At 75.0% G+C, this 25,850-nt stretch carries 21 protein-coding genes; 11 read left to right on the forward strand and 10 right to left on the reverse strand.

Annotated features, from left to right (window positions below):
- Positions 1-244 precede the first annotated feature (244 nt).
- Genes ACWENR_RS08505 through ACWENR_RS08535 form a run of 7 tightly spaced genes read left to right on the forward strand, consistent with a single transcriptional unit; the run spans position 245 to position 8,613 of the window.
- Complete coding sequence (locus ACWENR_RS08505) at positions 245-559, forward strand: hypothetical protein (protein ID WP_091101477.1); 315 nt, start codon at positions 245-247, stop codon at positions 557-559.
- A 13-nt stretch (positions 560-572) separates the two neighbouring features.
- Complete coding sequence (locus ACWENR_RS08510) at positions 573-935, forward strand: hypothetical protein (protein WP_452276379.1); 363 nt, start codon at positions 573-575, stop codon at positions 933-935.
- A 49-nt stretch (positions 936-984) separates the two neighbouring features.
- Positions 985-4,332, forward strand: a complete 3,348-nt coding sequence (locus ACWENR_RS08515) for an ATP-binding protein (RefSeq protein ID WP_452276380.1) — start codon at positions 985-987, stop codon at positions 4,330-4,332.
- Between the two features lies 1 nt (position 4,333).
- Complete coding sequence (locus tag ACWENR_RS08520; RefSeq protein WP_452276381.1) at positions 4,334-6,277, forward strand: MFS transporter; 1,944 nt, start codon at positions 4,334-4,336, stop codon at positions 6,275-6,277.
- The gene (locus tag ACWENR_RS08525) at positions 6,274-6,831 is read left to right on the forward strand and encodes a hypothetical protein (RefSeq protein ID WP_452276382.1); all 558 of its coding nucleotides are present in this window, start codon (positions 6,274-6,276) and stop codon (positions 6,829-6,831) included. Before ACWENR_RS08520 ends, ACWENR_RS08525 begins: the two co-directional genes overlap by 4 nt.
- Positions 6,828-7,997: a M23 family metallopeptidase gene (locus ACWENR_RS08530; protein WP_452276383.1), complete on the forward strand. Its 1,170-nt coding sequence runs from the start codon at positions 6,828-6,830 to the stop codon at positions 7,995-7,997. The genes ACWENR_RS08525 and ACWENR_RS08530 overlap by 4 nt, the downstream gene beginning before the upstream one ends.
- A 13-nt stretch (positions 7,998-8,010) precedes the next feature.
- Entirely contained in the window at positions 8,011-8,613 is a 603-nt protein-coding gene (locus ACWENR_RS08535; RefSeq protein WP_452276384.1) for a hypothetical protein, read from the forward strand.
- Between the two features lie 3 nt (positions 8,614-8,616).
- On the opposite strand, the gene ACWENR_RS08540 is transcribed toward ACWENR_RS08535, so the two are convergent.
- Entirely contained in the window at positions 8,617-9,174 is a 558-nt protein-coding gene (locus ACWENR_RS08540; protein WP_452276397.1) for a hypothetical protein, read from the reverse strand.
- A 195-nt stretch (positions 9,175-9,369) separates the two neighbouring features.
- Here ACWENR_RS08540 and ACWENR_RS08545 point away from each other — a divergent pair, with 195 nt between their 5' ends.
- Together ACWENR_RS08545 and ACWENR_RS08550 are read left to right on the forward strand one after the other, a co-directional pair.
- Entirely contained in the window at positions 9,370-11,928 is a 2,559-nt protein-coding gene (locus tag ACWENR_RS08545; RefSeq protein ID WP_452276385.1) for an FtsK/SpoIIIE domain-containing protein, read from the forward strand.
- Positions 11,925-12,689 carry a hypothetical protein gene (locus ACWENR_RS08550; protein ID WP_452276386.1) on the forward strand — a complete coding sequence of 255 codons (765 nt, stop codon included), beginning with the start codon at positions 11,925-11,927 and terminating at the stop codon, positions 12,687-12,689. The genes ACWENR_RS08545 and ACWENR_RS08550 overlap by 4 nt, the downstream gene beginning before the upstream one ends.
- Positions 12,690-12,895: 206 nt before the next feature.
- Here ACWENR_RS08550 and folE read toward each other — a convergent pair whose 3' ends face one another.
- From folE to ACWENR_RS08570, 4 genes are all read right to left on the reverse strand, one after another.
- Complete coding sequence (folE, locus tag ACWENR_RS08555) at positions 12,896-13,561, reverse strand: GTP cyclohydrolase I FolE (RefSeq protein ID WP_452276398.1); 666 nt, start codon at positions 13,559-13,561, stop codon at positions 12,896-12,898.
- A 41-nt stretch (positions 13,562-13,602) separates the two neighbouring features.
- Positions 13,603-15,630, reverse strand: a complete 2,028-nt coding sequence (gene ftsH, locus ACWENR_RS08560) for an ATP-dependent zinc metalloprotease FtsH (RefSeq protein WP_452276387.1) — start codon at positions 15,628-15,630, stop codon at positions 13,603-13,605.
- 429 nt (positions 15,631-16,059) lie between these two features.
- Positions 16,060-16,635 carry a hypoxanthine phosphoribosyltransferase gene (gene hpt, locus ACWENR_RS08565; protein ID WP_091101431.1) on the reverse strand — a complete coding sequence of 192 codons (576 nt, stop codon included), beginning with the start codon at positions 16,633-16,635 and terminating at the stop codon, positions 16,060-16,062.
- 100 nt (positions 16,636-16,735) lie between these two features.
- Complete coding sequence (locus ACWENR_RS08570) at positions 16,736-16,873, reverse strand: hypothetical protein (RefSeq protein WP_452276388.1); 138 nt, start codon at positions 16,871-16,873, stop codon at positions 16,736-16,738.
- A gap of 150 nt (positions 16,874-17,023) precedes the next feature.
- Between ACWENR_RS08570 and ACWENR_RS08575 the strand changes: the two genes are divergently transcribed.
- On the forward strand, positions 17,024-17,983 hold the full coding sequence (locus tag ACWENR_RS08575) for a GlxA family transcriptional regulator (protein WP_452276389.1): 960 nt from the start codon (positions 17,024-17,026) through the stop codon (positions 17,981-17,983).
- Between the two features lie 144 nt (positions 17,984-18,127).
- Here the strand turns inward: ACWENR_RS08575 and ACWENR_RS08580 are convergent, their stop codons facing one another.
- From ACWENR_RS08580 to dacB, 4 genes are all read right to left on the reverse strand, one after another.
- Positions 18,128-19,771 (reverse strand): gamma-glutamyltransferase family protein, encoded by a 1,644-nt coding sequence (locus ACWENR_RS08580; protein ID WP_452276390.1) that lies wholly within the window; start codon positions 19,769-19,771, stop codon positions 18,128-18,130.
- 106 nt (positions 19,772-19,877) lie between these two features.
- Positions 19,878-20,870: a tRNA lysidine(34) synthetase TilS gene (gene tilS, locus ACWENR_RS08585; protein WP_452276391.1), complete on the reverse strand. Its 993-nt coding sequence runs from the start codon at positions 20,868-20,870 to the stop codon at positions 19,878-19,880.
- Positions 20,871-20,880: 10 nt separating this feature from the next.
- Positions 20,881-21,951 (reverse strand): zinc-dependent metalloprotease, encoded by a 1,071-nt coding sequence (locus tag ACWENR_RS08590; RefSeq protein WP_452276392.1) that lies wholly within the window; start codon positions 21,949-21,951, stop codon positions 20,881-20,883.
- A gap of 216 nt (positions 21,952-22,167) precedes the next feature.
- Positions 22,168-23,589: a D-alanyl-D-alanine carboxypeptidase/D-alanyl-D-alanine endopeptidase gene (gene dacB, locus ACWENR_RS08595; protein WP_452276399.1), complete on the reverse strand. Its 1,422-nt coding sequence runs from the start codon at positions 23,587-23,589 to the stop codon at positions 22,168-22,170.
- 718 nt (positions 23,590-24,307) lie between these two features.
- Here dacB and ACWENR_RS08600 point away from each other — a divergent pair.
- Positions 24,308-24,814: an inorganic diphosphatase gene (locus ACWENR_RS08600; RefSeq protein WP_452276393.1), complete on the forward strand. Its 507-nt coding sequence runs from the start codon at positions 24,308-24,310 to the stop codon at positions 24,812-24,814.
- Between the two features lie 34 nt (positions 24,815-24,848).
- Here ACWENR_RS08600 and ACWENR_RS08605 read toward each other — a convergent pair.
- On the reverse strand, positions 24,849-25,850 hold a 1,002-nt coding region (locus ACWENR_RS08605), incomplete at its 5' end, for a type VII secretion integral membrane protein EccD (RefSeq protein ID WP_452276394.1).

Raw genomic sequence — 25,850 nt, forward strand, 5'->3', positions numbered from 1 at the left:
ATCGGGCAGACTCTTCGCGGCTTGTCGCAAAGAGTGGGTGCCCGTACGCTTTGGAATTGCCCGGCATCGAGATGGCGAAGCCCGGAGGGAGGGCCGAAGCGGGAAAATCCGCCCAAAGCTCGCCACCCTCCGTGGTGAGCAACGAACGCAGGGTCGCCGACGCTACGCCCGGTGACCACCGTTCCCGCAAGGCACACCTACTGCACCACCGCGGCACCGCCGGCCGCGACTTGGGGAGGTTCCAGTGATCGCCATCGAGCTGATGGAGACGGTGACGTCTGCCGCCGCCCACACGCTCTCCACCCTGGCGTCGACTCCACTCGCCGAGCCGGCGCCGAAGGGCATCGACACCGAGGGCGTCGTCACCTTCTTCGCCAGCAAGATCGCCCCGATCCTGCTGGCCGTGCTGGGCGTCATCTTCATCGGCCGGGCCAGCCGGGGCGAGATCTCCAAGGTGCTGACCAGCTCGGCCATCGCGATCGTCGGGCTCGCCTTCATCGCCGGAGCGGCCACGCTCTTCTTCATCGGCGACTACCTGATCGACCTGATCTTCGAATAGGCGCGGGCACGAGATGCGGCTGCGCACCGACGACGACATCTACCGGGCCCGCCTGGTCTACCTCGGGCCGCCCGGCTACACCCTTCCGGTCCACCTGCCCTACGCCCAGTACGGGCTGTTCATGCTGCTCGTCCCCCTCTACATGTTCATCCACTGGCTGTTCACGTTGCAGGTCGAGCTCTTCCCCGCCTGGGAGATCGCGCTCGCAATCGTGACCACCTCGTTCATCTTCCGGTACGTCGATCCGGACCGGCCGGCGCGCATGGTGATCCGCACCGCGCTGACCGACTGGCGACGCACCCGGGAGCCGGCCGCCGAGCAGCGGGACCCCCGCCTGATCGGCAGCCGGATCAGGATCCGGGAGGAACTGGCATGACCGGGCGTACGTCGATCAGGCAGTCGAACGACGCGGGTGAGGCGGTCGCATGAGTCGCTCTTCCACGCCGGGATCCCCGGCCGGGCGTCCGGCCGCCCCGAACGGTAACCGTGCGCGGTCGTTCGACTACGCTGACGACCCCGAGCGGGACGAGGTCGTCCTCGACCCGGCCCTGGTGACCACGCCCGGGCACGGCGGGGTCGGCGTCTTCCAGGCGCCCCGCCCGGCGCAACGCCGCACGCCACCGGCCGGCCCGGTCCCGCCCACGGACAGCGCCGACATCGACTCGCCCTTCCTCGACCTGTTCGGCGGCACCCGGCCCGGCGCGGCGCGACCGGCCACGCCGCAGCGGGTCACCGGGCGGGAGCAGCGGGCCATCCCGCAGCAGCCGGCCGCCGTCGAACCCGCCCCGCCGGGCCCGGCCGACCCGCCGCCCGCCGGCCGTCCCGCCGGCCCGGTCGACCGGGCGCCCGCCGTGGAGCCGCCCTCGGAGGCGCACGAGCCGCCGGCCGGCCCGCACGTGCCGCCGGCCCTCGCGTACGAGCCGCCGGCCCTCGCGTACGAGCCGCCGGCCCGGTCGGCGCGGGTGCCGCAGCAGGCCGGGGACCGGCTGCCGACGCTCCACCCGCCGGCGGAGGAGCCGGCCGCCCCGCCGCCCCCGCCCCCGTCCGCGCCGTCCCTGCCCGCGCCAGCCGCCCCGGCGTCGGCGGAGCAGCCGTCCCGGCGGTCCGGGGAGCGGCTGCCGGAGCGCGCGAGCCGCGAGGTGACGCCACCGCGCCAGCGCTCCGCCGGCCGGCGGAACCAGCCGGTCAAGCCGGTCCGGGTCAAGCCGCCGAAGATCAAGTTCGGCGACCGGGACCCCTCGGTCGAGCTGGCCATCACCGAGATCGCCGGTCACCTGACCTTCACGCCCAACACCGTCACCGCCTGGTACTGGCTGCCGGAGGTGCGCTGGGCGTTCCGGCCCGACGCGGAGCGGGAGGCGCTGCTCTCGGCGATCTCGGAGCAGTACGCCGGGCTGGCCGGCTTCCGGCTGCACCTGCGCCGCACCACCCGGCCGTTCCCCGCCGACGAGTGGGCCCGCACCATCGACGCGCACACCCCCGCCCCGCTGCCCGACGTTGCGGGCACCGCCGGCTGGGCCGACCACCTGGTGGCCGCGCAGCGGCACCTGCTCTCGGTCAACCACGCCGAGGGGCAGACCTACCTCGGCGTCACGTTCGCCCGCCGCTCCCTCGGCGACTCGCTGACCGAGCGGCTGCTGCGCACCTTCGGCCGCGGCGTGGCCGAGGGCGAGCGCCGCAAGCTCGGGCGCACCGTCGAGCAGTTCGACGAGGTGCTCGGGGCGTTCGGCATGCGCGGGCGGCGGGTCACCGCGCAGGAGCTGGAGTGGCTGCTCTACCGCTCGGTGGCGCTCTGCATGGCGCCGCCCGGCCGGCTCTCCCCGATCACCGACGGGCGGTGGGAACGCGGCGACCTGCTCGCCCTGACCGAGCAGGTCGAGCGCTACCGCACCCCCTACGGCTCGACGGTCAAGCTGGTCAACCGGATGACCGGCGAGGAGCGGCACGTCGCAGTGCTGGCGGTGGGCCGGATGGAGCCGCTGGAGATCCCCGAACGGCACGAACCCTGGCTGCACTTCCACGAGCGGCTGCCCTGGCCGATGGAGATCTCCACCCGGGTCGACATCCTCGGCTCCGGCGACTCCTTCCGAAACCTCGAGCACCGGCTGCGAATGATCCGCTCCCAACAGCTCGACTACGCCGAGCACGGCATCGACGCCCCGCCCGAGCTGGAGCGGCTGGCCAAGCGGGCCCTGGTGATCGGCGACGAGATGACCACCGGCCTGCCGGTGGACTCCGCCCGGGCGCACGGCTGGCACCGCATCGCGGTCGGCGGGCGGACCCGCGAGGAGTGCCTGGAGCGGGCCCGGCGGCTGATCCAGCTCTACTCCCGCGAGCTGCGCATCTCGCTGCAACACCCGAAGAACCAGGACTGGCTGGCCCGCGAGTTCATCCCCGGTGAGCCGATCGCCAACACCGGCTACGTCCGGCGGATGCCGGTCAACCTGCTCGCCGCGGCGCTCCCGCAGGCGGCCTCCACCGTCGGCGACCGGCGCGGCGACCTGATCGGGCGCACCGCCGGCACCTGCCGCCGGCCCGTCTTCCTCGACCTGCACTTCCCGATGGAAGTACGCGAACGCTCCGGGCTCGCCGTCTTCGTCGCCGAACCGGGCGGCGGCAAGTCCACCCTGCTCGGCGCCCTCGGCTATCTGGCGGCCCGGCGCGGTGTCCAGGTGACGCTGCTCGACCCGTCCGGCCCGCTCGCCCGGCTCTGCGCCATGCCCGAGCTGCGGCCGTACTCGCGGGTGCTGAACCTGACCGGCTCCGAGCACGGCACCCTCGCGCCATACTCGCTGATCCCGACGCCGCTGCGCAGCGAGTTCGGCAGCGGGGCGGCGGGCGACCGGGAGTTCGAGATCGCCGTCTCCAACGCCCGCGCCGAGCGGCGCATGCTCGTGCAGGACATCTGCATGATGCTGGTGCCGCCGCAGGTGGCCCGCGAGGCGTCCACCGCCACGCTGTTCCGGCACGCCGTACGCCAGGTGCCGGCGGAGGAGACCTCCACCCTGGACGACGTGGTCGCCTGCCTCAGCCAGCTCGACGACGACGCCGGCAAGGAACTGGCCAACCTCCTGCTGGACACCGCCGAGATGCCGCTGGCCATGCTCTTCTTCGGGCGGCCACCCGAGGGGCTGCTCGGCGCGGATGCGGCCCTCACCGTGATCACCATGGCCGGGCTGCGGCTGCCCGACCTGAAGATCGAGCGCGAGTACTGGTCGGCCGAGGAGGCGCTCGCCCTGCCGATGCTGCACACCGCGCACCGGCTGGCCGTACGCCGCTGCTACGGCGGGTCGATGTCGTCCCGCAAGCTCGTCGGCCTGGACGAGGCGCACTTCATGGAGGGATGGCGCTCCGGGCGTTCCTTCCTGGTCCGGCTCGCCCGCGACTCCCGCAAGTGGAACCTGGCCGCGCTGGTGGCCTCGCAGAACCCGCGCGACATCCTCGGTCTCGACGTGCAGAACCTGGTCTCCACGGTCTTCGTCGGCCGGATCGCCGAGGACGCCGAGATCGCCTCCGAGGCGCTACGCCTGCTGCGGGTTCCGGTCAACGACGGCTACGAGGCGACCCTGGCCTCCCTGTCGACGGCGGATGCGACGTCGGCCGCGCGGCTCGGCTTCCGCGAGTTCGTGATGCGGGACGTCGACGGTCGGGTGCAGAAGGTCAGGGTCGACGTCTCGTACGTCGACGGGCTCCTGGACCATCTCGACACCACCCCCGCCGCGATCGCCGCGGCCGCCGGGGTGCTGCCGGCCCTCCTGCCGGAGGAGGCGTGACATGGCGCGGGCCCGGGCACGGCTGGCGGCGTTCCTGCTCACGCTCGGCGTACTCGCCGTGGCCACGATCGGCTGGCCGGCCCTCGGGGCGACGCCGGCCTCCGCGGCGCCGCTGACGACCCAGGCGGCAGCCGACCTCTGCACGACGCAGGAGTGGCAGGCCGACTTCCGCGCCTGCGTCGCCAAGCTCAACGAGGTCGCCGAGACCGAGGTGAAGTGCCGGAACGCGCCGACCCCAAGCGCGCCGGATTCCGGCCTCGCCGGCTGGTTCGCCTCGCGTCCGGAATCGGCCACGAAACCGGGCCCGAAGGGCTTCTACAGCGACTACGGATACGCCGGCTACAGCTACTCCACGTACGACGTCGACAGCGGCTGTGCGACGGCCGTGCTGCACCCGGACTACAAGTTCACGAACACGGTGGCCAACGGCGAGTTCATGATGGCCACGGCGATCGTCGGCGCGTCGAACGCGCTGCGCGAGCGCGCCTGGAATCCGCGGTCGATGTGGGGCTGGGCGGACCCGCTGGTGGACCAGGCGACCAAGGCCGTCTACCAGAAGGTGTTCAGCGTCTTCGGCATTGTCACGCTCTGCGTGGTCGGTCTCTACCTGCTCTGGCGCTCCCGCCAGTCGGACATGAGCAACGCCATGACCACGGCGGGCTGGGCACTGCTGGTGATGGTGGCGGTGACCGCCCTCGCCGCGTGGCCGGTCAAGTCGGCCAACATCGCCGACGGCACCCTCGTCACGACACTCGGCGTGGTGCACGACGCCGTCGGCCCGGCCTCCAAGGACATTCCTGCAGACAAATGTGCCCTGCCCAACCCAGATGCGTGCATCGACAAGCGGCCGCCCGCCGTTCGGGCCAGTGACACGGCGACCGAGGCGATGCTCTATCGCAACTGGCTACGGGGGGTGCTCGGCTCGGCCGACAGCGAGACGGCGAAGAAATACGGTCCGGCTCTCTACGACGCCAAGTCGCTCTCCTGGGAGGAGGCGGCGAAGCTCCGGTCGAATCCCGCCACCCGCCCCGCCACCATCAAGGCCAAGCAGCAGCAGTGGGCCCGGGTCGCACAGCAGATCGAGACGGAGGACCCGGAGGCGTACGAGTACCTCCAGGGCGTCCGGGACATGGACCGGATCGGCGCCGGCTTCATAGCGGTGCTCGCCGCCCTGCTCTTCGCGATGTTCGACCTGACCGCCTCGCTGCTGGTGCTGCTGGGCTTCCTGATCTTCCGCTGGGCGGTGATCGCCGCGCCGATCCTCGGCACCGTGGGCCTGCTGAGGCCGGCCAGCGCGGGGCTGCGCCGGCTCGGGAACGCGGTGGTCGCCGCCGTCTTCAACATCGCCATCTTCGGCACCGGCGCCGCGATCTATCTCTTCGCGGTCGATCTCATCATGAGCACGCCGACGCTCCCCGGCTGGCTCCAGGTGGTGCTGGTCTGGCTCTGCGGCGTGGTCGGCTGGCTGCTCCTGCGTCCCTATCGGCGGATCACCCAACTCGGCGGCAAGGACAGCAGCGAGGCCGTCAGCTCGGCCGGCTCGTGGCACCGGCGCTTCTTCCGGGACATGCGCACCGCCGCCCGGCTCGACGTCGCGGAGCCCGGCGGCACGGCTGAGCCGGCGATGGGCCGGCGCCGCGCGGTCGTGGCGGAGAAGAGCACCCTGCGGCCGGAGGCCCGGCGGGAGGATCCCTCGCACGCCTCCACGGGCGACGGCCAGGAACGGCAGCGGCCCGACGGCCGCGAGCAGGCCGCCGACGCTCCGGAGACCGCGGAACGGGAGGCCCCGCGCCCCGTCGCGCCCCGCCCTCGCCGCCGACAGCCGGCCACCTGGACGGAGCCGGACGTGCCCGACGAGAACCCGTCGTTCGTCATCTACCGTCCGGGCTCCGCAGAGCGTGAGCCGGAACGGCCGGCTCCGCGGATTCGCACCGAGGCACGGTGAGTGCGGTGCGTCGGGCGGTCGAATTCCTCGTCACCCGGGTGCTCCGGTCCCGGCTGGGCATCGCGCTCGCCCTCGCCGTCGTGGTGTTCGGGGTCATCGGAGCAGCCCGGCTGGTCTCCGGCCCCGGTGACCCGACGGACGGCCTGAGCAACCGCCCGAGCCGTCCGATCACCACGGTCGCCCCGACCGCCGGTGACGACGGGGCCTTTTCGACGGGCGCTCCCCCGTCCCCGGTCACCCGCCCGGGCGAGCCCACCCCACAGGAGACCGCCGAGCGCTTCGTCGCCGCGTGGCTGGGCAAGCCGGACATCACGGCGGACCAGTGGCAGGAGGCGCTGCGCCCGCTGTCGACCCCGGCGCTGACCGAGAAGCTGGCCGGCGTCGACCCGGCGGGGGTGCCGGCCTCGCAGGTGACCGGCGAGGTCACGCTCCAACCCCGGACCGAGAACTTCGTCGAGGTGCTGATCCCGCTCGACACGGGACGGCTTCGCCTCGAGCTGGTGGCGCCCGACGGGCGGTGGCTGGTGGACGTGGTGGACTGGGAGCAGGAATGAGCGACGAGACCCGACCCCGCCCTCGACAGCTCCGGCTCGGCGCGCTGGCTGTCGCGCTGACCGCGGCGTTCGCCCTGCTGTGCTGCACCGGCGGCGCCGGCGCCTTCTTCCTGACGGAGTTGGGCGGCGACGCCGACGACCGGATGACACCGGCGAGTCTGGACTGCAAGGAGGACTTCCGGGTCGACATTCGGGGCAGCATGCCCCGCATGTCCCAGTACGGTGAGCGCCAGCTCCGCAACGCCACCCGGATCATCAAGGTGGGGCAGGAGATGAAGGTCCCGCCGCGCGGCTGGGTCATCGCCGTGGCGACCGCGATGCAGGAGTCCCGCCTCCTCAACCTTGCGAACCGGACCGTCGCCGAGTCGGGAGACCTCCCCAACGAGGGCGTCGGAGCCGACCACGACTCCGTCGGCCTCTTCCAGCAGCGGGCGAGCTGGGGCAGCGTCGCGCAGCGGATGACGCCGGAGTACGCGGCCCGGAAGTTCTACGAGAAGCTGGTCAAGGTGCCCGGCTGGGAGCGGATGCCGCTGACGCGGGCCGCCCAGGCCGTGCAGATCAGCGCCTTCCCGGACGCCTACGCCAAGCACGAGGAGGTCGCCTCGCAGATCGTCAACGCCCTGGCCGGCGGGGCGGCCCGGACCGTGCTGGTCGGTGGGAAGCAGGCGTGCGACCGGGCCGCCGGCGGTGAGATCGCCGCCTCGGGTTGGACGGCCCCCATCCCGGGCGGCGTCGGGTCGGGCTTCCGCACGGCTAGCCGGCCTGGGCACCACGGGGTCGACATCGCCGCCCCGAAGGGCACCCTGATCCGGGTCGCGGCCACCGGCCGCGTCCTGGTTTCCCGCTGTGACCCCGACAATCGCGGACGGCTCAGCTGCGACGTCGACGGTTGGCCCAACAAGGGTGGGTGCGGCTGGTTCGTCGACGTCCTGCACGCCGGCGGTTTCATCACCCGCTACTGCCACATGGTGAGCAAGCCCCGAGTCTCCGTCGGCCAGACCGTCAAGGCTGGAGAGGTCATCGGCGAGGTCGGCAGCAGCGGCAACTCCTCCGGCCCGCACCTGCACTTCGAGGTGCACGAGGATGCGGACCGCAGCAGCCGGGGCGCGACCGACCCGGTGCCGTTCATGCAGAGGCGGGGCGCCCCGCTCAAGGGCGCCGCATGAGGCGCTCGGAACCATGAGCGAGCCGCTTCCCGACCCGTTCGCCGACCAGCCCGACTGGGCCCCCCGGCCGCCCCGGCCGATAGCGATCGTGCCGGCCACCGGCCGGGTCGAGCTACGCGGGCGGCGGGTGCTGGTCGGGCTGCCCGGGCTGGGCTGGCGTGGCGACCTGCGGGCCGATGAGCGGATGGTGCAGGGCAGCCGCACCTACGTGCCGGTCATCCCGGAACACGAGTGGTACCGGGCGGAGTCCGACCAGGTGGAGGTCTTCGCCCCGCTGGTGCCCGTGGAGCGGGTCTGGGTGGAGACGGTGGGAACCCGGCGGCCGGACGCGCCGGTCGACCGGGAGGCGGGCATCCGCCTCGTCTCCCTGGACGCCCCGGCGCACCGCGCGCCGACCCCCGTCTTCGAGGCGGACGCCGTGACGGGCCGCCGGGTGGTGCACGTCGTGGAGTCGGTCGAGCACCGGGACCTACGGGCGGTCACCGAGACCTACTCGGGTGCCGACGGCGACATCTGCGTGCGGGTGACGCCCGAGGTGGAGTGGTACCGCTGGGCCTGGCGGGGTCAGTCACCGACCACCCTGGAGGTTCCGGTCCACCTGCTCTGGGTCGAGTGACAGTCAGGCCAGCCTGGACCCCGCGCAGACCCGCCACTCGCCATCGCGCCGAGTCGTGAACCGCCAGGGCTGTCTATCGCTCTGCGAGATCCCGTCGACGTAGGCGGAAATGATCAGGTCTACCTGTATCTCGGCGTTGTCGCCCTGTTTCTGGACCTGCAGACTGCCCCAACTGATCGTGAATGTGGTCGCAAACCGCTTTTCGCGTGCGACCAGATCCTCACGCAGCGCCCTAAGCTCCCCGATCTCGCCCGCTCCCTCACAGGTGTAGAGGCCTGCTCGGGTGTCGTTGCGATCCACGAGGAACGCGCGGAGGTAGTTGTCCACCACCACGTCGGGCGCGCTGCGGTCCGGTGCCGTTGCCCGGTTGTAGAGGATGTAACCGGCGGTGACGCCGCCGAGGACGAGTGCGGCGAGGACGCTCGCGACGACCGTCAGGACGGTGCGCGTGCGCCGCTTCGGCCGCTCCGGCGCCGGCGCCGTCGACGGCGGCGCCAGGTGGTCGGAGGGGGGCCGTTGCGCCGGTACGCGGGAGACCTGGGAACCGGCGGGGGGCTGCACTGATTCCACCCTCTGAGGCTAGCGGCTGGGGCCCGGAGACCCAATGCCCCAGATGCAGCGGATCGTGACGGACCACTCCCCATTGGTGAGATCCACGACAACACCGGCGCAGCGCCGCCGCGCATCCCGGACGAGCTGCTCCGGCTGGGTTACCGTCTCTGCGCGGGGAGGGGTTGCCAACCTCGGGCAGAGGGGGTGGACGCGGTGACGGGTCCGAAGGCACGTACGAACCGCGCCGCCGCTCTGCACCGGCGGGCCGCCGCCACCGCGTCCGCCGCCGCCGGCATCCTCGACGACACCCGCCCCGTCCCCGCCGACCAGCACCGGCAGTACGAGCTGGCGGACCGGCTCCGGTCGGCGGCGGCGGTGCTCGCCCCCGGCTGGGCTGGCGCCGCCCTGGAGACGGTCGACCCGACCGCACCGGCCGGCGAGGGGCCGCCCCCGTTCGTCCGGGTCGGTACGGCGGCGCCGCTGGACGACGCGCGCTTTCCCGCGCTGGTGCCGCTGCTCGGGGCGGGGCATCTCGCGGTGGACGCCGACGCGCGTGATCCCCGGGTGGCGGGGCTGCTCCGGGCCGTACTGCTGCGGGTGTTGGCGGCGACCCCGGCGGGGGCGCTGCTGGTCCGCGCGGTGGACGCCACGGGCGAGGCGCTGGCGTCGTTCGCGGCGCTGGCGGACGCGGGTCTGCTGCCGCCGCCGGCGGTCGACGTCGCGGGTCTGCGGGCCGTGCTCACCGAGGCCGAGCAGTGGGTGGCTCCGGGGGCGAGCGGCCGCCGCCGGCACGACCGGACGCTGCTGCTGGTGATCGCCGCGCTGCCGGAGCAGACCGGTCCCACCGACCTGGCCCGGGTCGAGGCGCTGGCCGAGCAGGGCCGGTCCGCGGGGCTGCACCTCGTGGTGGCCGGCTGGCCCCCGGCGGGCCCGCACGCCGACCGGGCACCGCTGCCGCAGGCGACGACGCTGGCGATCCGCAACGCGTACGCGCTGCTGGGTGATCCGCCGGGCGGGTCGTTCGCGGGTCCCGGCGCCGACCCTCCGGGCGGGCTGAACTCCCCTGTCTTCATCGAGGCCGATCCGCCGGCCGAGCTCGTCGACGCGGTCTGCCGCCGGCTGGCCGGCCAGGTGGAGGCGGGTTCCCGGCTGGCCCTGACCGATCTGCTGCCGCCGCCCGACGGGGAGCTGTGGGCGGCGACCGCCGTCGACGGGCTCGCCACGACCGTCGGCGACGCGGGCGGCCGGCCGGTGTCGCTGGGGTTCACGGAGCTGACGCCGCACTGGCTGGTGAGCGGCCGCTCCGGCGCGGGCCGGTCCACGTTCCTCACCTCGGCGCTGCTCGGCCTGGCGGCCCGGTACGGCCCCGACGAGCTGACCCTCTATCTGGTGGACCTCGCCGACGCCGAGTCCTTCGTGGAGTTCCTCCAGACCGAGCGGGACCGCTCGTGGATCCCGCAGGTCCGGGCGGCCGCGCTGGCCGCCGACCGGGAATACGTGCTGAGCCTGCTCGACGAGCTGACGGCGGAGGTGCGCCGCCGGGAGGAGGCCGGCACCCGGGCGGGCGGGCAGCGCTTCGCCGAGCTGCGGCAGCACCGGGCCATGCCCCGGATCGTCTGCGTGCTGGACAATCTCCCGCTGCTGTTCGCCGAGCGCGACCGGCTCGCCGCGGACGTCGCCGCCCGGCTGGACGCGCTGGCCCGCGCCGGGCGCGCGTACGGGGTGCACCTGGTGCTGGCCGGCGAGGGCGACCTGGGGTTGGGCTCGCGTACGGACCGCGACTCGGTGCTGGGGCAGTTCCCGGTACGGGTGGCGCTGCCCGGCGGGGGCGCGGTGCTGGAGCCGACGAACGACTCGGCCGCCGGGCTGCCGGTGGGCAGCGCGGTGGTGAACACGGCGGGCGGGCTCGGCGGGCCCCGGGGCGCGATCCGGGGGCACGAGCGGATGGTGCGCTTCCCCGACCCGCAGGACCATCCCGAGACCGTGGCGGAGCTGCGGCGCCGGCTCTGGTCGGCCCGCCCGGAGGGGGCCGCCCCGCCGGTGGTCTTCGCCGGCTACGCCCGTCCGCTGCTGCGCAACGATCCCCGGCACCGGGCCGCGCTGGCCGGGCGGGCGCCCGGTCCCGCCGCGCTGCTGGGCCGGGCGGTGGACGTGCCCCGGACGACTGTCGCGGTGCCGCTGGGGCCCGCCCCGGGCCGCAACCTGGCTGTGCTCGGCCCCGGCCCGGAGGCGGCCGGGCTCCTGGCCACGGCGGCGCGCAGCACCGCCGCCCACCATCCGCCGGGGACCGCCCGCTTCGTGCTCGCCGCGCCCGACGAGGGCTGCCGGCCGCTCGTCGACGCCCTGGCCGCCGAGCTGGGCGGGCGGCATCCGGTCGAGACGGTGGACGCCGCTGGCCTGCTCGCCGCCGTGGACGACGCCGAGCCGGCCTACCTGGTGGTCTTCGGCCTGGACGTGCCGTCACCGGAGCAGTTGCCCCCGGATCGGCTGCGCGCGCTGCTGCGCGAGGGCCCGCCCGCCGGCCGGCACCTGCTCGGCCGCTGGCGGACGGCGCCCTCCTTCGCGGCGCTGCTGGAGCCGGACGGCGAGGTGGACAAGCTCGCGGCGGTGGCCGTGGTGGACCTGCCCGGCGCGCAGCTCGCGTCGGTCTTCGGCCGGCCGGTCGAGTGGCGGCCCCGGCCCGGCCGGGCGGTGCTCTGGGACTCTCCCGGCGAGCGGGGCGTCGTGCTGGTCCCCTTCGCCGAGGAGGGAGAGCCGGCATGACCCGCGACGGGGCACGGAGCAGGACGGCGCAGGCCGGTCCGGGGCGGCAGCGTGCGGCCGCCGGGGCGGCGCCGGCCCGGGCGGGGACCGCGACGCCGTCGGGCGCCGTCGCGGGCGGCGACCCGGTGGCCGCCGCGTGGACCGAGTACCTCGCCGCCGCCCGGCAGCTCGACGGGGTACGCCGGGACGCGGCCACCGCCGCCGGCGAGCAGGCCCGGTCGGTGCAGGCTGCCCGGGAGGAGCTGGCGGCCGTCCGCGCCCGGCTGGCGTCGCAGGAGACGCGGCTGCGCGAGCGGGGCGTACCGCCGATCTCGCTGGTCCCGACGCCGCCTGAGCTGACGGAGGCGGCCCGGTCGATGGCGGGCGGGCCGGCCGCGGTGCTGACCGCGCTGCGCGCCGCGCGGGGCCGCGCGGACGCGGCCGACGCCGCCCTGACCGCGCGCGGCCTGCCGCGCCTGGCCGCCCTGCCGGCGCGGCCGCGCAACCTGCTGGTGTACGCGCCGCTGGCGCTGCTGGTGCCGCTGGTCCAGGTGGCGCTGTTCGTGGCGACCGGTTCCGGGGTGGCGACCGTGGTCGCGCTGCTGCTCGGGCTGCCGATGCCGGCGGTGGCGTTCGCGGCGGGCTGGCTCGGCGTCGGCCGGCTCTTCCCGCCTGCGGAGGGCGGCCGCGTGGACCGCACGGCCCGGCTGGGCGCGCTGGTGTGCCTGGTCCCGGCGGTGTTGGTCAGCGCGGGCCTGCTGCTCGCGATGCTCGCGGGCTGAGCGGCACCGCCGCGCACCGCCGCGCACCGGCCCGCACGGCTGCGGCGGGGCCGACGGCTCGACGCGCGCGACGGCCCACACGGCTGCGGCAGGGTCGGCGGCTCGACGCGCGCGACGGCCCACACGGCTACGGCAGGGCCGGCGGCTCGACGCACGACGGCCGGCCGACCCGGGTGCGGGTCGACCGGCCGGTCGTCGGTCGTCGGTCAGCGGGGGATGATCAGCGCCATCGCCTCGGCGCGCGACTTGGCGTCGTTCTGCAGGGTGCCCCGCACGGCAGAGGTGATCGTCTGGGCGCCCGACTTCTGGATGCCGCGCATCGCCATGCACATGTGCTCGCATTCGAGCACCACCACCACGCCGCGCGGCGCGAGCCGCTCCATGAGCAGGTCGGCGATCTGGGAGGTGAGCCGCTCCTGGACCTGGGGCCGGCGGGCGAAGACCTCGACCAGCCGGGCCAGCTTGGACAGCCCGGTGATCCGGCCGTCCGGCCCGGGGATGTAGCCGATGTGGGCGCTGCCCCGGAACGGCAGCAGGTGGTGCTCGCAGAGGCTCATCACGTCGATGTCCCGGACGAGCACCAGTTCCTGGTGGTTGGCCTCGAAGGTGGTGCTGAGCACCTGGGCCGGGTCGACCCGCAGGCCGGCGAAGAGCTCGGCGTACGCGCGGGCCACCCGGGCCGGGGTCTGCTGGAGACCGTCGCGGTCGGGATCCTCGCCGACGGCGATCAGGATCTCGCGGACCGCCTTCTCGATCCGCCCGAGGTCGACGGTGTCCTCGACGGGCCCACCGGTGAGCTTGCCGCTGATCAGACGCGCGGCCACGTAGTCGAGGGCGTCGTCGCCGTCGGGCTCGGTAGCGGAGACGGCCAGCCCCCGGTCGTCCCGGGAGCTGGCCGTCGCGTCGTCGGTGCTCAGTGCGTACCGTCCGAGTTGTTCGAGGAGCTGCTCGAGGCGGTACCGCCGACCGTCGCCTGGGCGCCGTCGGCCTGCGCCTGCACCTTCAGCGCCTCCTTCTCGGCCGGGGTGAGCACGGGCGGCTCGGTGGAGGGCTGACGCTTGCCGAAGCCGTTGTACGGCGCCATCGGCGGCCGCTTGGCCACCCGGGCGCAGATCCGGGCCATGTCGGCGGTGGAGAGGGTCTCCTTCTCCATCAGCTCCAGCACGATGTTGTCCAGGACGTCCCGGTATTCGACCAGGATCTCCCAGGCCTCGTCGTGGGCCAGCTCGATCAGCGCCCGCATCTCGCCGTCGATCTCGGCGGCGACGGCGTCGGAGTAGTCCCGTTCGTGGCCCATGTTGCGGCCGAGGAACGGCTCGTCGCCGCTGGTGCCGTACTTGATCGCGCCGAGCTTGGAGCTCATGCCGTACTGGGTGATCATCGCGCGGGCCAGCTGGGTGGCCTTCTCGATGTCGTTGCCGGCGCCGGTGGTCGGCTCGTGGAAGACCAGTTCCTCGGCGGCCCGCCCACCCAGCGCGTACGCCAGGGTGTCGACCATCTCGGCCCGGGTCTGGGTGTACTTGTCTTCCGTGGGGAGCACCAGGGTGTGGCCCAGCGAACGGCCACGGGACAGGATCGTCACCTTGTGCACCGGCGCGGCGTGCGGCAGCGCCCAGGCGACCAGCGCGTGCCCACCCTCGTGGTACGCGGTGATCTTCTTCTCCTGGTCGCTCATCACCCGGGTGCGGCGCTGCGGGCCGGCGATCACCCGGTCGATCGACTCCTCCAGGGAGTCGTTGGTGATCGCCCGCTGGTCCTTGCGGGCGGTGAGCAGCGCGGCCTCGTTGATCACGTTGGCCAGGTCGGCGCCGCTGAAGCCCGGGGTGCGCCGGGCCACCGAGTCGAGGTCGACGTCGGGGGTGAACGGCTTGCCCTTGGCGTGCACCCGCAGGATGGCCTTGCGGCCCTCCATGTCGGGGGCGTCCACCGGGATCTGCCGGTCGAAGCGGCCCGGGCGCAGCAGCGCCGGGTCGAGGATGTCCGGCCGGTTGGTGGCGGCGATCAGGATGACCCCGCCCTTGGTGTCGAAGCCGTCCATCTCGACGAGCAGCTGGTTCAGGGTCTGCTCGCGCTCGTCGTGGCCGCCGCCCATGCCGGCGCCGCGGTGCCGGCCGACGGCGTCGATCTCGTCGACGAAGACGATCGCCGGGGCGTTCGCCTTGGCCTGCTCGAAGAGGTCGCGGACCCGGCTGGCGCCGACACCGACGAACATCTCGACGAAGTCCGAGCCGGAGATCGAGTAGAACGGCACCCCGGCCTCGCCGGCGACCGCGCGGGCCAGCAGCGTCTTACCGGTTCCGGGCGGACCGAAGAGCAGCACGCCCTTGGGGATCTTGGCGCCCAGGGCCTGGTACTTCGCCGGGTTCTGCAGGAAGTCCTTGATCTCGTGCAGCTCCTCGACGGCCTCCTCGGCGCCGGCCACGTCCGCGAACGTGGTCTTCGGCGTGTCCTTGGTGATCATCTTCGCCTTGGACTTGCCGAAGTTGAGCACCCGGGAGCCGCCGCCCTGCATCTGCGACATGAAGAAGAGCAGCAGGAGCACCAGCAGGGCGATCGGAAGCAGGTTGACCAGCAGGCTCACCCAGATGCTGTCGGACGACACCTTGGCGTCGGCCGGGCCGGTGACCCGGTTGTTGGCCTTGGCCTCGAGGACCTCGTTCCAGACCTCGTCGCCGACCTCGTAGGGGAACTGCGCCTCGATCCGGTCGGTGGTGGTGTCACCGAACTTGGTCTTCTCGGCCAGGTCGAGCTGGAGCGTCTGCTCCTTGTCCTGGAAGACGACCTTCTTGATCTTGGAAGTGTTGAGCTGGTCGAGCGCAACGGAAGTGTCCACCCGGTGGTAGCTGGGACCAGCGGTGAACAGTTGACTGAGCACAACGGCGCCGAGGATGACCAGGATGATCCAGACCACCGGTCGGCGGAAGAAACGCGTACGTTCCATGCTGTTGTCGAGCGCCGAGGCGCCCGCATCCTCCTGATCGACGTCCTGACCGTCTGATGGTGTCGCCGCCTGGGCGGCGGCCGGAGCCGCCTTGCGGGCCGGCTCGACCCCGAGGCACGAAACTGCCGCGCCGCGGTCATTCGACGGTACACCGTGCGCGCGAGGAGTGAGCTTGCGAGCCCCGCAGCCGCGCACGAACGGAACATCGTCGTGCGCGCCCGGCGACCTCGCGAGCCCGGCACCTGCGCGTCGGGCGAACCGGGTCCAGCCGACGTGACGCGAGCCCCGCGCCCGGCCACCCGACCGCCCGGTCCCGCGGTTCGAGGGGTCGGGCGTGGAGGGTGCCTCCACGCCACCGGCCTATACCGTAGTCCGACTGACTGAGAGCCCGCTGAACGTCCGCTCGATGGAAGCCGATGCGGGGGCGACTCAGGCCCGGGCGTAGACCTCGGGCTTGAGCACCCCGACGTACGGCAGCTCGCGGTAGCGCTCGCCGAAGTCGAGGCCGTAGCCGACGACGAACTCGGTGGGGATGTCGAAGCCGACGTACTTGACCGGCACCGGCACCTTGACGGCGTCCGGCTTGCGGAACAGCGCGACGACCTCGACGCTGGCCGCCGAGCGGGACTCCAGGTAGCGCAGCAGCCAGGAGAGGGTCAGGCCGGAGTCGACGATGTCCTCGACCACGACCACGTGCCGGCCGGCGATGTCCCGGTCCAGGTCCTTGAGGATGCGGACCACGCCGGAGGAGGTCGTGCCCTGGCCGTAGGAGGAGACGGCCATGAACTCCAGCTCGGCGGGCGGCCCGTTGCGGCCCAGCGCCCGGGCGAAGTCGGCCATGAACATCACCGCGCCCTTGAGCACGCAGACCAGCAGGAGCCCGTCATCGACGTCGGCGTAGTCCGCCGAGACCTGCTTGGCGAGTTCCGCGGTCTTCTCGCGGATCTGCGCCTCGGAGATGATCACGTGGTCGATGTCGGCGTCGTACCAGGAGCCGTCAGCCATGACTCCTAGCCTGCCGTACGCCCGACGGCCTCCGTCGGCGGGGCCGCCCCTTTTGGAGCGGTCCCGCCCGGGATGAACTCCGCGAAGGCGGCCAATCACCTCAGCTGGTACGCGACCGCCAGCGGCGGCCGTCGTCGGTCGCCTTCCAGTCGGCGGAGTCCCGGCTGTCGGCGGTGAGGCCGGCGACCGAGGCCACCGCGAGGAGGGCGACGAAGAGCAGCAGAAACAGGAACTCCATGGCGGCGCTCGCTTTCGCACGAATGGTGTGGGTTTCGCCGCCGGTGCGCACCGGACTGGAACCAGTCTGCGCCGGGCGACACCGCCCGGACAGTGGCAGGAATGCCACTCCCCCTCGATTTCCTGCCAACCCCCGGGTTACCCTCGTCACATGCTGAGGTCGGTCGCCGTCATCGCCATGGAGGGCGTCACCGCGTTCGAGCTGGGCGTCCTCGCGGAGGTCTTCGGCACCGACCGCACCGCCGACGGGTTCCCCGGCTACCGGTTCGACGTGTGCAGCCCCGACGGCGCGCCCGTACGCACCAAGTCGGGCTTCCACCTGACCCCGCACGACGACCTGGGTCCGGTCGAGGAGGCGGACCTGGTCGCCGTGCCGGCCCACGAGCAGGACGCCACCGTCCCTGACCGGGTGCTCGACGCGCTGCGCCGGGCGGCCGACCGCGGGGCGCACGTGCTGAGCGTCTGCTCCGGGGCGTTCGTGCTGGGCGAGGCCGGGCTGCTCGACGGCCGGGAGTGCACCACTCACTGGATACACGTCGACGAGCTGCAACGCCGTCACCCCACCGCGAAGGTCCGGTGCAACTCGCTCTACGTCCAGGACGGCCGCCTGCTCACCAGCGCCGGCACGGCGGCCGGCATCGACGCCTGCCTGCACCTGATCCGCCAGGAGCACGGCTCGGCGACGGCCACCCGGCTGGCCCGGCGGATGGTCGTCCCCCCGCACCGCGACGGCGGGCAGTCCCAGTACGTCGAGGCGCCCATCCCCGAGACCCCCGAGGCGCCCACCCTGGAGCCGGTGCTGGAGTGGCTGATGGGGCACCTCGACCAGCCGGTGACCGTCGACGAGCTGGCCGAGCGGGCCGGCATGACCCCGCGCACCTTCGCCCGGCGGTTCCGGGCCGAGACCGGCACCACGCCGCACCACTGGCTGACCAACCAGCGGGTGCTGCTGGCCCGCCGGCTGCTGGAGGAGACCCGGCTCAGCGTGGAGGCCGTCGCCGACCGGGCCGGCTTCGGCGACGCGGCCGCGCTGCGACACCACTTCGTCCGCCGGGTCGGCGCCACGCCGCTGACCTACCGGACCACCTTCCGCGACCGCGTCGGGGCCTGACGCCCGGCCCGGGCCCGCCGCCCGCCCTGACACCGGCCCGCCCGCGCCCCGCCCTGACGCCGGCCCGCCCGGGCCGGGCCGGCCAGGCCCGCCACCCGGCCTCTCCGAGCCCACCGCCGGCCTACCGCAGGGCAGCCCGGCCGGTCACCAGCCGCCCATGCCGCCGTCGACCCGGGACTCGGAGCCGCCGACGTAGCCACCCTCCGGCAGCCGCCAGATCGCCTGCCCGTACCCGAAGACCGCCGGCTCCGCCGCGACGGCGACCTCGTGGCCCCGGGCCCGCAGCTCGGCGACGGCCGCCCGGCCCTCGGCGGTGTCGACCAGCTCCGGCTCCACCAGCACGGACCGCCCGGCGTGCCAGTACCAGCGCGGCGCGTCCAGCGCGGCCTGCGGGTCGAGCCCGCCGTCGAGGGTCGCCGAGACGAGCTGCACGTGCCCCTGCGGCTGCATGTGCCCGCCCATCACGCCGAACGGCCCGACGGGCCGGCCGTCGCGGGTCAGGAAGCCCGGGATGATCGTGTGGAACGGCCACTTCCCCGGCCCGACGACGTTCGGGTGCGCCGGGTCGAGGCGGAACCCCAGCCCCCGGTTCTGCAGCGCGAAGCCGTGCCCGGGCAGCACCACGTGCGAGCCGAAGGCCAGGTAGGTCGACTGGATCAGGCTGACCATCATGCCGCTGGCATCGGCGGTGCACAGGTAGACCGTGCCCCCGCGCTCCGGGTCGCCGGCGGTCGGCGTACCGGCCCGGTCGGTGATCAGCGCGCGCCGGGACGCGGCGTACCCGGGCGAGAGCAGCGCCTCCGTCGGCACCGGCACCCGCTCCGGGTCGGCGACGTGGGCGTGCGCGTCGGCGAAGCCGAGCTTCACCGCCTCGATCTGCCGGTGCAGCCGCTCGGCGAGGGGCAGCGCCGCCAGCTCCGACCCGTCCAGGATGCGCAGGGCCAGCAGCGCCGCCAGGCCCTGCCCGTTGGGCGGCAGCTCCCACACGTCGTGGCCCCGGTAGCGCGCGGACACCGGGGTCACCCAGGAGGAGGTGTGCCGGGCCAGGTCGTCGCCGGTGAGGAGCCCGCCGGTGCGGGCCGAGTACGCGTCGAGGGCCTCGGCGATGCCGCCGGTGTAGAAGTCCTCCGCCCCGGTCTCCGCGATCCGCCGCAGGGTCCGCGCCGCGTCCGGATTGCGCCACCGCTGCCCCGCCCGGGGCGCCCGGCCGCCGGGGGCGAACACCCGGCCGAACTCGGCGTACTCCTCGCCGGTCAGGCCGGCGTGCGCGGCCAACGCCCGGGACCAGGTCGCCGCCGCGCCGGTGGAGACCGGGTAGCCGTGCTCGGCGTACCCGACCGCGTCGGCGAAGAGCTCCGCGAAGGGCAGCGAGCCGAACCGGTCGTGCAGGTCCCGCCAGCCGGCCGGCGCGCCGGGCACGGTCACCGGCAGCCAGCCCCGCGCCGGCATCGCCGGCCCCGCCGACTGCGCCCCGCCGAGCGCCTCGACCGGGGCCGCGCCGCGCCCGCCGGTCGCGGCGAGCACCCGCTCGCGGGTCAGCGCCGCCGGGGACCGGCCGGAGGCGTTGAGGCCGTGCAGCCGCCCGCCGTCCCAGACGATCGCGAACAGGTCGCCGCCGATGTCGTTGGACGGGGGCTGCACCACGGTGAGGGTGATCGCGGTGGCCAGGGCGGCGTCGACGGCGTTGCCGCCGCGCCGCAACACCGCCAGGCCGGCCGCCGCCGCCAGCGGCTGGCTCGTCGCCACCGCGCCGTGCGGCGCGAAGAGCGGCTGTCGGGGGTACGCCATCCGCCATGTCTACCGCCTCCCGGCGGCTCCCGTTGCCCCCCGGAGGCCCCCCACCGCCGCCGGGTCCCCGCGCGCCGGCGCCGGGAGCCGGGCGGGCCGGGAGCGGTCAGTGGGGAACGACGGTGGTGAGGCGGCCGTCGCGGCGGACCACCCGCAGGCCACCGGGCAGGTGGGCGGCCCCCTGCCCCCGCCACGCGGTGACCAGGGTGTCCAGCGCGGTCACGTGCCGGTGCGACAGGGCGGCCGGCGCGGCGCCCAGCTCCCGGGCCCAGGCGTGCAGCACCCGGCCGCGCACCGCGGGCGACAGGGCGGCCAGCGCCCGCACCGCCAGCCCGCCGTCGGGATGGCGGACGTCGGCCAGCGCGGCGGCGGCGAGCTCGTCGAGGACGGCGTTGTCCGCCGCGACCAGCCGGGCCGTGCGGGCCAGGTTGTCCAGCACGCCCGGCCCGAGCGCGCGGACCAGCGCGGGCAGCACGTCGGACCGGACCCGGGCCCGGGCGTACGAGGCGTCGGTGTTGTGCGGGTCGTCCCAGGGGCTCAGCCCCAGCACCGCGCAGGCCGTGCGGGTCTGCTCCCGACCGATCTCCAGCAGCGGGCGCAGCAGCGGCACCCCGTCGAGGTCCCGCCGGGCGGGCATGCCGGCCAGGCCGCGCGGGCCCGCGCCCCGGGCGAGGGCGAGCAGCACCGTCTCCGCCTGGTCGTCGCGGGTGTGCCCCGTGAGCAGCGCGGTCGCCCCGCACCGGCCGGCCACGTCGGCGAGCGCCCGGTAGCGGGCCTCGCGGGCGGCCGCCTCGGGCCCGCCCGGCCGCCCCGACACGTCGACCCGGACCGACTCGACCGGCGCCAGGCCGGTCTCGCGGGCCCACGCCACCACCGCCGCGGCCCGCCGCGCCGAGCCCTCCTGGAGGCCGTGGTCGACCGTCACCAGGCCGGCGGCGCGACCCAGCCGGGGCGCCACGAACGCGGTGGCGGCGGCCAGCGCGAGGGAGTCGGCGCCGCCCGAGCAGGCGACCAGCACCGGGCCGCCGGGGGGCAGGTCGGCCAGGGCGCGGCGGACCGCAACCCGGATCGCGGCCACCGGTGGAGCGAGCGCGGGCACGGGCCTGCGGTCAGCCGACGGCCTGCGCCGGGCCGACCGGCCCGTGCACCCGGGCCACCCAGGCGTCCGGGTCGCCGAGCTCCTCCAGGCGGGGCAGGGTCAGCGGCGAACCGAAGATCTTGTTGAAGCCGTCCATGCCGACGCGGTCGACCACCCCGTGCACGAACTTGCGGCCCTCGGCGTACTGGCGCATCTTGACCTCCACGCCGAGCAGCCGGCGGATGGCCTTCTCCAGCGGGTTGCCGGCCTCGCGGCGCCGGTTGAAGGACGCCCGGATCCGCTCGACGCTCGGGATCACCTCGGGGCCGACGCCGTCCATCACGAACTCGGCGTGCCCCTCCAGAAGGGTCATGAGCGCGGTGAGCCGGTCCAGCACGGCCCGCTGCCCCGGGGTCTGCACGATGTCCAGCACGCTGGTGCGGCTCTCCGGATCCTTGATCGCGTCGGAGAGGGTGGCCACGCCGCGGCGCAGCCGCTCCAGCAGGTGCTCGCCGCCGCTCGACGACGCGTCCACGAAGGCCTGCACCTCGCTGAGGAAGTAGGCCCGCATCCACGGCACGGCGGTGAACTGCGTGCGGTGGGTCACCTCGTGCAGGCACACCCAGAGCCGGAAGTCGCGGGGATCGGCCTCCAGCTTCCGCTCCACCTCGACGATGTTCGGCGCGACCAGCAGCAACTGCCCCGGATCGGCCGAGAACACCTCGTACTGGCCGAGCACCCGGCCGGAGAGGTAGGCCAGGACGGTGCCGGCCTGCACGCCGGTCACCCGGGAGCCGATCGCCTCGGTGAGCGGGCCGGGCTGCTTGTCCCTGGTGAGCCGGCCGACCAGCGGGGTGATCACCTCGCGCAGCCCGGCGATGTTGGTGGCCGCCCAGTCGCGCCGGTCCACCACCCGCACGGGCGGGTGCGCCACCTGCGAGCGCAGGCCCGTGTAGTCGGCGACGTGCCCCGCCGCCTCGTCGGTCAGCCGCCGCAGGTCACTGACCACGTCGGTGGCCTCGGCGTACGACACCCGGGGGCCCGACTTGCCCAGCGCCCCCGCGGTAGCGGCGGCCAGATCCCAGTCCACGAACTGCGCCATGCACCCACCGTACCCGCGCCGGGACACCCCGGCCGGGCGCGCGAGAGCGGCCCTTCCCCGGCCGGAGCCGCGCCCCGGCCGGGCGGGCCGCTGGCGGGCCTGCGGGGCCGGCCGTGCCCGGCGGCCGTCGACGTCCGGTCCGGCGGGCCATGGGGCTGGTCGGCGGAGCCGGGCGTGCCCGGCCCGCAGGCCCCGGCCCGGCGGGCCGCTGGCGGGTCAGCCGCAGCCGCAGGCGGCCAGCGCGGCGGCGATCCGGTCGAGGGCCTGGCGGGGGCCGTCGGAGGCGACGTGCGGCACCCGGTCGGTGAGCACGGCGAAGCTGAGCAGCCGACCGTCGGCGGTGGTGACCACGCCAGCGAGGGCGTGCACCCCGGTCAGGGTGCCCGTCTTCGCGCGCACCACACCGGCACCGGCCTTCCCCACCGTGTCGTACCGGTCGACCAGGGTGCCGGACCAGCCGGCCACGGGCAGCCCGCCGAACATGACGGCGAGTTCCGGTCGGCTGCCGTTGCCGGCGAGGACGATCAGGTCGGTCAGCAGGGACGGGCTGATGCGGTTGTTCCGGGAGAGCCCGCTGGCGTCGGCGAGGTCGATCTCGTCGGCCGGCAGCCCGAGCTCGGCGACCACCGCGTCCATGGCGGCCGCACCGCCCTCGAACGAGGCCGGCTGGTTGCGGGCCAGCGCCACCTGTCGGGCCAGCGCCTCGGCGATCACGTTGTCGCTGTCACTGATCATGACGTCGACCATCCGGTTCAGGGGCAGCGACTCCACCTTGCCCAGCTCGGCGCCCGGCCCGGGCACGCCCGTCGTGGCGTCGCCCGCGGCGGGAGCCTTGCCGCGCTTCACCGCGTCGGTCGGCACGCCCAGCAGGCGGGCGAACGAGCGGCCGGCCGCGAGGTCGGGCTCCCGGGCCCGCTGGGCCGCGTGGTTGCCGTTCGCGTCGTCCCGCTTGGCGCGCGGCACGTCGGTGCGGGCGGCGTCGGTCATCAGCGCGGTGATCGCGCTGCCGTAGCCGTCGGTGGGGATGTCCTCGTCCCAACCCGGCTCGTGGACCGGCCCGGAGTAGAGCGACCCGTCGACTGTCACCTTCGTCGGCTTCGTGCTGCCGAGCGCCTTGCGCACCTGTGCGGCCAGGTCGTCCAGGCGCGCGGCCCCCGGGTAGAAGCCCTGCTTGTCGACCGCCAGGGTGGGGTCGCCGCCGCCGACGATCACCACCTCACCCGGACTCGCGCCGGCGACCGCCCGCGTCGGGATGCGGTACGTGGGACCGCGCGCCGCCAGCACCGTCACCGCGGTCACCAGCTTGGTCACCGAGGCGGGCACGGTGGGGTCGTCCCCGCCCCGGGCGTAGAGGGGGTCGCCGGTGCCGGCGTCGACCACCGAGATGTTCACCCGGCTGCCGAGGACCTCCTGCCCCAACAACGGTTCGAGCGCGGCGCGTACGCCCTCGGGGGTGGGCCGTGGGGCGTTCGGGTCCGCGCCCGCCAGCACCGCCACGGGCGCCGGCTCCGCCGCCTGCGCGGTCTTCCGGTCGGCCGGCTCGTCGCCCAGCCAGTCGGCGACCGGTCCCGGCCGGACCACGGCGACCCCGACGAGGGCCAGTACGAGCACGAGCGCCGCGGCCAGCGCGACGGGCAGGACCCGGCGGCGGCGCGGGCCGGGCTCGGGGGGTGCGGCCGGGGGCGGAGCGCCCCGGTCGGGCGGCCCGCCGGCGGGCCGCGCCGCGGCGGCGGCCCAGAGGTCGGTCCCCTCGGGACGCGGCGCCTGGCCGGCCGGAGCCGGACCGCCGTGGCCCGTCACGCCCGGACCGCCGTGGCCGTGTCCGGTTCCGGGGTGGCCGCCCGTGCCGGGCGCGAACTCGGAGTGGCCGCCGTGCCCGGACGCCGGTCCGTGGCCGGACCCGAACCGCGGTTGGCCGCCGTGACCGGGCGCCGGCCCGTAGCCGGGGTGGCCGCTTCCGCCGGGCGGAGCGGCGTGGCCGGCGGCGGCCGGCGGACGCCAGGGCGGCGGGGCGTCCCGGTGGGCTGCCGAGCGGTCGGGGGGCGGGCCGTACCCGTGGCCGGGGTCGCCGGCCGGCGCGGGCGTGCGGGGCGGGTGGGCGTCGGGCACCCGGAAGCGCCCGGCGGCACCGCCCGGAGCAGGTCGCCCGGTACCTCGTCCAGTACCGGCCTCCGGGCGGTAGTGTGAATCTTCCCTCCCCACGACCCCCTCCTCCCCCCGTGAAAACTGCTTGGGTGACACTACTTCGGTCCGAACACTATGCGGCGGCCGGAGCCCGCGAGGGACCATTCACCTCGGCGGGAGCGGCGTGCCGCTGGTTCCGTTAGCCAGCGTGGGCAAACGAGGGAGCGTGCAGATGGATTTCGACGTGACGGTTGAGATCCCCAAGGGCCACCGCAACAAGTACGAGGTCGACCACGCGACCGGCCGGATCCGGCTGGACCGCACGCTCTTCACCTCCACGCAGTACCCGGCGGACTACGGCTTCATCGAGGGCACCCTGGGCGAGGACGGCGACCCGCTGGACGCGCTCGTGCTGGTCCCCGAGCCGACGTTCCCCGGCTGCCTGATCCGGTGCCGCACCATCGGCATGTTCCGGATGACGGACGAGAAGGGCGGCGACGACAAGGTCCTCTGCGTGCCCTACGAGGACCCGCGCCAGGAGCACCTGCGCGACATCCACCACCTCGGCGAGTTCGACCGGCTGGAGATCCAGCACTTCTTCGAGGTCTACAAGGACCTCGAGCCGGGCAAGTCGGTCGAGGGCGCCACCTGGGTCGGCCGGCAGGAGGCCGAGGCGGAGATCGTGGCGTCGTACCGGCGCGCCAAGGAGGCCGAGGAGCGCGGCGAGTCCACGCACTGACCCGGCACCGACGTCGAACGGGCCCGCGGGCCGCTCAGCCGAGCAGCCCGCGGGCCCGTTCGTACAGGTCGAGCACCGCGCAGGCGACCGGCACCACGGAGACCACCAGGGCGGTGTCGGCCAGGTCGGCGACCCGACCGACGTACGGGGAGACTGGCCGGCGGGCGTACGTGGTGCCGGCGGCCACCGCCACGAGGGCCAGCGCCAGCCCGCCGACGACCAGCGCGAGCCGGCCGGCCGGGCCGGAGCCGGCCGCGAGGACCGCGCCGAGGACGGCGTACCCGGCGAGGCCGGCCGCCACGGTCGGCACCCGGTGGCGCAGCGCCACGAACAGCCGGGAGCGCAGCAGCAGCACGGCCGCGGCGACCGCCACCAGCAGCCGGCCGGCGACCCCGCCGGCGAGGCCGAGCACCAGCGCGGCGCCGACCGTCAGCACCGCGTGGCCGAGCAGCATCCCGGTGAGCGACTCCTCGGTGCGGGCCACCGCCGCGTAGACGCGGTCCCGGTCGGGCAGGTCCCGGGCGCGGTCGGCGCTGCCCGGCTCGCCGGTCGGCAGCGTGATCGGGGGCAGCGGCACCTTCCCGAGCCGGATCGCCAGCAGCGGGATCGCCCCCACGGCGAAGACCAGCACGCAGAGCAGCACCGCCGCCGTGCCGGCCGGGCCGAGCGGCAGCGCCAGGAGCGCCGTGAGCGCGCCGACCGCCCCGACGGTGGCGCCGGCCACGAAGACCCGTAGCCGGGTGGCGACGCCGGCCAGCCCGAGCACCGAGACCAGCAGCAGCGCCACCGCGCCGGCCAGCAGCTCGGGCGCGCCCACCCAGCGCAGCCCGGGCACCGGCCCGACCGGGTCGCCGGAGCCGACCGCCAGGGCGCCCGCCGCCGCCGCGTACGGCAGGGCGTAGCCGCCGAGGGTCGCGCCGGGGGGGGGGGGGCCCGGGGGGGGGGGCGGCCCCGCCCCCGCCGGGGGGGGGGCCGGCGCCCCCCCCGCCGCGGGGGGGCCCCCCCCCCCCCGGCCCCGCCCCCCCGCCGCCCCCCC

The sequence above is a fragment of the Micromonospora sp. NPDC004336 genome, from assembly GCF_053602615.1.